4 protein-coding genes and 2 tRNA genes are annotated in these 5160 nt (G+C 55.8%); 1 reads left to right on the plus strand and 5 read right to left on the minus strand.

Going from position 1 to position 5160, the window contains the following annotated elements; translation table 11 throughout:
• Positions 1 to 9: 9 nt before the first annotated feature.
• The gene (locus tag M7439_RS13050) at positions 10 to 102 is read left to right on the plus strand and encodes an IS3 family transposase (RefSeq protein ID WP_366525190.1); all 93 of its coding nucleotides are present in this window, start codon (positions 10 to 12) and stop codon (positions 100 to 102) included.
• A 144-nt stretch (positions 103 to 246) separates the two neighbouring features.
• On the opposite strand, the gene M7439_RS06375 is transcribed toward M7439_RS13050, so the two are convergent.
• The 5 genes from M7439_RS06375 to M7439_RS06395 all read right to left on the minus strand — a co-directional run bounded on the left by M7439_RS06375 (position 247) and on the right by M7439_RS06395 (position 4761).
• Positions 247 to 1884, minus strand: a complete 1638-nt coding sequence (locus tag M7439_RS06375) for an AAA family ATPase (protein ID WP_298344330.1) — start codon at positions 1882 to 1884, stop codon at positions 247 to 249.
• 359 nt (positions 1885 to 2243) lie between these two features.
• On the minus strand, positions 2244 to 3362 hold the full coding sequence (locus M7439_RS06380) for a tyrosine-type recombinase/integrase (protein WP_308464413.1): 1119 nt from the start codon (positions 3360 to 3362) through the stop codon (positions 2244 to 2246).
• 88 nt (positions 3363 to 3450) lie between these two features.
• A tRNA-Lys gene (locus M7439_RS06385) sits at positions 3451 to 3525 on the minus strand.
• Between the two features lie 43 nt (positions 3526 to 3568).
• Positions 3569 to 3644: transfer RNA gene (locus M7439_RS06390), tRNA-His, on the minus strand.
• Positions 3645 to 3693: 49 nt separating this feature from the next.
• Positions 3694 to 4761 (minus strand): hypothetical protein, encoded by a 1068-nt coding sequence (locus tag M7439_RS06395; protein WP_298344335.1) that lies wholly within the window; start codon positions 4759 to 4761, stop codon positions 3694 to 3696.
• Positions 4762 to 5160 lie beyond the last annotated feature (399 nt).

Raw genomic sequence — 5160 nt, forward strand, 5'->3', positions numbered from 1 at the left:
TTTGATTGGATTCAGTGGTACAACCGGAAGAGGCTTCACTCGAGCATCGACTATTTATCGCCGATTCAGTTCGAACAAGTCGCTAAGCTACAGGCTGCATAGGTAAGCGGAGTTCAGTGTCTCATTTGGTGAGCAATTCCAGGTTTCACTTTGGTCAGACACTCCACCTCCGAAGCTGTCCGTAGATTGTCTTCCCCCTGGCCCCTTCGCGAGTTAGCCGAGACCCAGGGGGAAGGATCGAAATCGTTAGCTTGCAAACCCAAGCCCGTTCCGTGACGACTGTCCTGTGCCAAGACGCTCGAGCACATCGTTGAGATCATCAATGACGATGCACTCGGAACCATAGAAGGTGACCCTCGCGATCAGGGCCTCAAGGAGACGGCGTTGTTCTCGAGGTGTGAAGGAGGTGAGTTGGTCGATCACCTCCTCGTCGATACCAACTCCCGGGTACTGGTCCATGAGCTCACGCACAATCGAATCGGTGATGTATCGAGATTGGGATGGGGTCGGAGCCTTGATTGAAAAGACGACAAAGCGACTCAGAAGAGACTCACTAAGTCGATCGAGACTATTGGCGGTTGCAATCCAGATCACATGACTTGCATCAATGCTAAGGGGCAGATAGGAGTCGCGAAAGTGCCTCGCCGTCTCGGACTCTAAGAGGCTGTGCAAGGGAGCGAGTGGATCCCCGTGGCCCGAATCTCGCGCTGCCTTGTCGATCTCATCGAGCGAGATGATCGGGCTCACATGTTTCCCAGATGTCAAGGCCTCAAAGACGAGCCCTGGTGCTGCCGCTGACCAGATGGGTTCAGAGCCCGCCAAGGCACTCGAGTGATGAAGGTTGTCAGCCTCGAGCTGGTGATGGGTCACCCCAAGGATCTCTCCTAGACGTCGCACCAGATACGACTTTCCTGTCCCAGGCTTGCCAACTAACAGGATAGGGGTGAGCTTCAGAGGATTTCCCCAGCTCATCGCAAGGTTGATCGCCTCGGTTAGGTGTCCAATCACTCCTTCGAAGTTGGGGAGATCAGCACCAAGGTCGATGAGGTCATGGACTGCCCCACGGCGGAAACCAAAGTCCCGATAGGGTCCCCAGGTAGCCAGATTCTCCACTGTCTTGGCATAGCTCTTCGTCGCTTGGTGATCTCGATAGTTCGTGCCTGAGTCCGACAGCGCATCAAGGTCACGCGCGCTAAAGAGTGCAAGCTGGTATCGACGATCAGGAACCCCAACGGGGCTAAGTCGATCAAAGAGTACTCGACGCTCACTGGCATCGGGGATAGAGCGTGGCAACAGAGCTGCCAAGCGCCCTGACCACTCCAATTCGTAGTCCTCGTCACCACCCTGTCCATCGGGATGACCATCGCTATCACAGGCACCATAGAGCTCCTCAGCACGGTCGTCTTCGACCCATCCATAGTCATAGGCGTGCCTCGCGTTGGCGAGATCGGCTTCGCTCATTGGCGTCCCATCAGGGAACTGCGTCATACCCGGCTGCCACTGGTAAAAGAAATGAAACAAGGAGCGAGCGCTTTCCAGGTAAGAGTTGTCATAGCCAAGGCGCTTCGAGCTATGGGGGAATCCCGTCTCATCCTCGTTGCGGATCTCTAGGCTCATAGACCCAAGGATATGGTTGACGATTTTGTTCTGGCACGCACACTCCATGGACTCAACGATCTGCTTGACCCCTCGAATGAATCTCTCGGTGTCATCGTGGTCGAGATAATAGAGAAGCACCCAGAGCACCTTGTCAGCCATCTCCCACTTTGTCGCATCAGCCCCGAGAAGGGGTAACGTCGCTTGGCGGAACGCAGCTGGTGCGAGCTCGTTTAGCCAGGTGAGTTGCCAATCCAAATTCTTCAATAACCCCTGTATACTTGCCATTTCACTGCTCCTTTCGTCGCTGTTGTTTGCTCATAGTACCCACAGGCAAAGGGAGCAGAAAGTTTTCACCAACCAGACCGGAGAGAACCTGGCTCACCCCACCATCTCGAACCCTTCCCGCGGTGCGAAACGATCATCTCCGGGTCAAGATCGGAAGGACTACCGAGGGCGTGGAGACGGAGCTCGGCCAGAGCGTTGCATCGCCGGCGAAGACGGCCGCACCCGAGAAGATCGCTCTGCAAAAGAGCTCGCCCATGGCAAAGCAAGGGAGAATCGCTGTCCTAGGACAGTGAGGTGGGCATTTGGTCCGCTGACATGAGGTGGGGTGGCCCGACTCTGAGGTCAGGTATTAGGCCTCTTCAGGTGTCGTGGCTGGTAAGTATCGCTCCCATGATCGATGCCGCCTCTTGATTCTTGGCATCAAGGACGTGAGAGTAGACTTTCAGCGTAATGGATGCGTCTGCATGACCTAGTCGCCCTGCCACGGTTCTTACATCCATCCCAGCGGCAACGAGCTGGGTCGCTGAGAAGTGACGCAAGCTGTGCAGGTGCAGTTGCCTCCATCCGTGTTTGTCCGCGATCCGCCGAAAGAGCTTCGACGGACTATCTGGATGTACAGGGGTCGATCCGTCGGGATCAGCGTAGAACAGGTAGGGATTCTCCACTGTTGAGAGCCCGAGACTTGAGCTTGCGTGCCGAAGGCGGTCCTTCTGCTCTTCGATGACCGCCTTGGCAATGGCATCAAGCGCGACGTTTCGACCCTGGTGGGTCTTGGTTGGAGCCTCCCTAGTACCTCCGGCTGGGGTATAGATCAATGACTTGGTTACGCTTAGGCCGGTACCGATGCAATCATCCCAATGGAGCGCACACAACTCCCCTCTACGCATACCAGTCAGCGCTGCGAGAGTAAAGTACGCCTCCCATTGAGGATGGACTGCTCTGGCCTCTTGGAGGATTGTCTGGAGCTGGTCGATGCTCGGGGTAACGATTTGTGCCGCTGGAACCTTTGGCGGCGAAGCTAGCAGAGCAGGATTGGAACTCGCCCATCCCCATCTCATCGCTTGGTTGAAGAACCGCCTGACAATAGCGTGGACTTGGCGCACCGAGGCCGGTGCACATCCCCTAGCCGTGAGATCCCGATAGAGATGATCCAAATGAGCAGCGCTCACGTCGGCCAACTGTAGCACGCCAAGCTTTGGGATGATCTCTGAGTTGATCCAGCCCATATAGCCTCGGACGGTGGTGGGGGAGAGGTTCGGACCAACGAGCTCGATCCACTCTCTGATGGCATGATCCACCGAAGAGGTTGAAACTCGTGCTTTGGAGTTGCTGGCCTCGGTGAGCAATCTCGTCAACTCGGCGTCTGCCTTGCGCTTGGTCCCGTGCACGGTAAGGTAACGCTGTCGTCGTTTGCCGCTCACCGGATCCTTCGGCAGATCAACGACGATCTGCCATACGTCCTTCCCACGCTTACGCACATATCCTCTCACGACCTCTAGTCTAGAGGAAATGTGGGCAGAATGTGGGCAGAGAGTGAAGGCTTGGATGCTAAAACCAGCATCTACCTGGTGCGCCCCCTGGGATTCGAACCCAGAACCTGCGGATTAAGAGTCCGTTGCTCTGCCATTGAGCTAGAGGCGCTCGGTCTGAACGATCATACCACTTCGCGGTGCGATCACTGTTCTGGGGTGACCGAGGGGGCTCGAACCCCTGACCTCCAGAGCCACAATCTGGCGCTCTACCAACTGAGCTACGATCACCATCGCGGTTAACTAGCTTACATCCTGATATCGGATGCTCGGCAGCCAATTACTCGAGAGCAGCGTGTCCGAGCTTCGCCGATTGGGGCCAAAAACTAATGGTTCCAGTGAGAACATAGAGGCCGGTTGGCTCATACGTCAGAAGATAGGCGTAGTAACGACGGTGAAGTCGTAGGGTCCCAAAGATTGCATCCGATAGGACAGCGTCGGCGTGACCGTGTGCAACCAATCGTGGTGAGTGTGAGCGAAGGATGAGCGATGATGACATCACGTCGAGGGAGCCGCCCGGTTGTGGGACTCCGCGTGCTCGGAATAGCAACGATTGTGTCTTGCTGTCTCCGAATCGGCCGTGGATGGTTAGTGTCACGAGTTGGTGAAAGTTCGGCTTGCTCACACGGAGATAGCCATGGAAGTCGAGCTGTAGCACTCGATCAGATTGGCCTAAGCCTGAGGTCAGGATGCCTGCCCTAAGGCCACGGATGTCAAGAATTCCGGGTGCTCCCTGAGTTGCAGTGGCAAGTACGGGCTGTTGGTTGGCACCCAGCTCGATCTGCAGGGTGGTTGAATGACCGACGAATGCGGTACCGAAGCCAACGAGTGACAAGACCGCCACCAGTGCGATCGGAAGCCGGAGGAGGAGTTTGGGGTCGGGAACCTCGACATGACTGACAATAGCCAAGATGAGGCCCAAGATTGCCAGTGTCGCAGCAGCCAGGCTGATGAGAGGAAGAAATCGGTAGATCTCGGCAAGGAGTGCCGCGGCAAGTAATCCCCATGCCATCCAACAGCTAGCTAGAAAGATGCGACCTAGGTGGGTTAGCTGCTCCGGCCCTGTTGGGCGGTCTTCTGCCACGAACTTCCGAACAGCCAACAAGACCACGACTAGGCCGGCTGTACCAAATAGACACCAGATTGTGGTCTGTGAGTGTAAGGAACGGTTAATGATGAGGAGGAGTGGTGCGAGGAGGAGCAGAAATGAACCGATCCACAGACAGATGACGGGCAGTAGCGAGCGTACTCGCTTCGGTGGGGTACCGTTTGGAATGGTGTCAAGAACGAGCGCAAACTCGGTGAAGAGAGCTCCGACTACGAATCCGATGATTTCAAGATGAACCATGCCGTAGTCCACGTCTTCACTCTATGGGAGAATTCATAGGCGGTCGTTCCCTTACGTATTGCAGCTCTTAGCTTTCGTAACCGTTTTGCGCGAGCGGATGGGGGTGAAGGGTGTATGGTCCTTGAGGTCGTGGTTTCCGTGTTTGTGTGGGGAGCTCTTGGTCGGCTTGGTGCCCATTCAGGAGTGCAGTGCTCCGCCGGGTCTCCTCGTTGGGAGGGCCTGTTCCGAGGTGTCTGGATGCCTCTAGGGCAAGAAATTTGCCAATCCCCCAAATTTCCTCCCCAAAACCGTCACCCCCACCGAGTAGAGCACACTAGATTTATCTATCCCATGTGGTTGTCACCTCTACCAAGAGAACGACTTCCACCGCTGGGAATGAGGAACTGACAACCTCTGCAC

The organism is Ferrimicrobium sp. (genome assembly GCF_027319265.1).
Taxonomy (GTDB): domain Bacteria; phylum Actinomycetota; class Acidimicrobiia; order Acidimicrobiales; family Acidimicrobiaceae; genus Ferrimicrobium.